The following is a 2507-nucleotide window of genomic DNA, read 5'->3' as shown; positions in this document are numbered from 1 at the left end:
CCGTGGGGGAGGCGGTGGTGGGTGCGGGTGTTCCGGGGGCGTGACTGGCTGTGGCACCGGCCGCTGTTGTGGTTGTGGGGGTCGGTCCCGCCGGTGACTTTTTGGTCGGCGTCGGCTTGAGGTGCTGGGGAGTTGCCTGGTTGGCAGGCGACGGCACGTCGACGGAGGTCGGGGCGCCGAGGCCCACGCGCCGGGTCCGGCCGGTGGTGCTCCGCTGTAGGGGTCGGGGGGCCGGGAGCGGAGGAGTGCTGGGCACGGAGGTTGTGCTGTTGGGTGTGGTGGAGCTGGGCGCGACGGGGGTCGTCGGCGTCGGGGTGCTCAGGCTGGTGACTCGCGAGGGGGCGCCGTGCTGCTGGGGCGTGGACCTCTGGACGTTCGACTTGGTGCCGTCGGGTCCGGCGGTCATGCCATGGGGGCCTGCCTGTGTGGCGGCGGGGGCGCTTGACGAGGTACCAGGGGTGACCGTCGACCGCTGAACGCCGAGTGGGGCGTTGGTGGTTGGTGGGAGGTGAGGACTCGGGACGTCCACCTTGCCGTTCGAGTTGGTCGCTGTCGGTGCTGTCGGTCTCTGCGGGGCCGTCGCGGCCACCGGGCCGGACGAGTCCGTCGGCGCCGGACGGCCGGGGGTGGTCCTCGAAGGCGTGGGACCGGTTGTCGTTCGAGCAGGCTGAGGCTGCGCGCCGGTGGGTTCGGTCGACCTACGATTGCCGGGAGCCGGGCTCCGCTGGACGTCCAGCCGTCCGCCGACGGGGCCCTTCGCCCCAACGCCAGGCCCCTGCACGCCGTTGCCGTTGCCGTCGCTGCCGGTCGAGTCGGCGGAGGCAGACGGCGTACCAATCGGGTGGCTCGACGCCCGCTGCACCTTGGCCACCTGAGGGCTCGGCTCAGCCGCCATTACGTCGCGGTCGCCCCCTTGCGCTGTGTACGGGACGGTCGGGGTCGGCGTACCTGCGCGGGACCCGCCCTCCAAATCACCGCCGGACCGAGGCGCCGGCCCGCGCCCCACGCCCACGGCCTCGCTCCGCACAGGCTGCGCACCGCTGGGGCCGGCCGCCGCGCGAGCGGGTTCGCTTGCCGCCCGCTGAACCGTGGCCCCCGTACGACTGCCCTCAGCGACGGGCCCGCCAAAGCCGGTCACCGTGCGATCGGAAACAGCGGCGGACGTGCCGTCGGGACCGGCATCGGACTGCCCACGGAGCACGGCAGCCGGGCCACCGGGGCTCACCCCCGCCCCACCGGAACCGACGGTCGAGCGCTGGACACCGGTACGCCCCGCCGTACCGCCACCGCCCGCCGTGACGCCGCCAGTTGCCGCCGCACCACCAGCCGGGGCCACATCGCTGCCGGCCGCTCCGGCGTCGCGCCCCAACGGTGAGGCGCCCGAACCACTTGGCGACACCATGCCGCTGCCGCCCACTGTGGCGCCGCCAGTTGCTGGCGTACGAGCCGATTCGCCGAAGCCGTCACCCGGAACTCCGGTCATCGACCCGTTGCGGGGAACATGCGCCACAGCATCGCGGCCCCCGGATGCAACGTCCGTCATGGAGCCGTGGTCTGGAGCATCCGCCGTCGAGCCATTGCCCGCGGCGCCCGGTGCGGTGGAGCTGTCGCCCACTGCGCCGACCGTCGTGGAGCCCCCGCCCGCAGCGCCCACGGCAGCGGGACCACTTGTCGCCCCACCGGGCCCCGGCCCCTGGTGTCGTACCGCCGGAAGCGCGCGCCGCTGTACGGCGGGCGCGGCGGGGCCCTTCGTCAGCAGGGGCGGCCGAGACGCGTGTGGACGGGCAGCCGGAGTCACCGGAGTAACACGGGGCCCCACAGGCCGGGACGCCCGGACGGAATGCGCGCGCTCCGCACGCTGTACCGACCGCTCCGCACGCTGTACCGCCCGACCATCGTCAGCCGCCCGCCTGTCCACAGCCGGCCGCCCACTCTCGCTCGGCCGCCCACCCTCGGACGGCCGCTCAACCCCGGCCGACCGCACCTCACCGGGCGCGGCGCTGATCGGGTCGCCGTACGTGCCGTCGTACGCGTCGTCGTCCACGTCGGCGGGAGCCTCCCCGGCCGTGCCGAAGCCCGGCCCCTGGCCCAAGGGCTCCGCGTCGGCCCTCGCCACCGGCAAGGTGAGCGAGGGCAGTTCCAGCCCCGACGTGGGCCGTGCCGAAGCCGTGAGGACGTCCTTGATCAGCCCGCTCGGGGCGTCGGGCAGGACGGCGTGTGAGAGCGACCCGGTGAAGGACGGGTTCTGCCAGGTGGTCAGCCGCCCGCCGAACCCGGCGTCGGCGACAGGCGCGTCGCGCACGGCGGCCCGCTGGATCGGCGCCAACCGCGCCCAACCCGCCACCGAAACACCGGGGTCCCCCGCAGGCACCGAGTCACCCAAAGACCCCGAACCCTCCGAGGGCCCCAAAGCCTCCACAAGCCCAGATGCCCCGGAACCCACCGATCCCCCGGAACCCACCGAACTCCCGGAACCCGCCGAACTCCCCCCGGCGTCAGCCCCGCCC

At 74.6% G+C, this 2507-nt stretch carries 1 pseudogene; it reads left to right on the top strand.

Annotation, left to right across the window (positions count from 1 at the left end):
- Positions 1 to 2066 precede the first annotated feature (2066 nt).
- Positions 2067 to 2507, top strand: a pseudogene (locus tag AOK23_RS49135) (hypothetical protein); the annotation flags it as partial.

The sequence above is a fragment of the Streptomyces torulosus genome (assembly GCF_001419765.1).
GTDB lineage: Bacteria > Actinomycetota > Actinomycetes > Streptomycetales > Streptomycetaceae > Streptomyces > Streptomyces torulosus.
The sequence above is the reverse complement of the archived record's forward strand: the minus strand, read 5'-3'. Positions and strand labels throughout refer to the sequence as shown.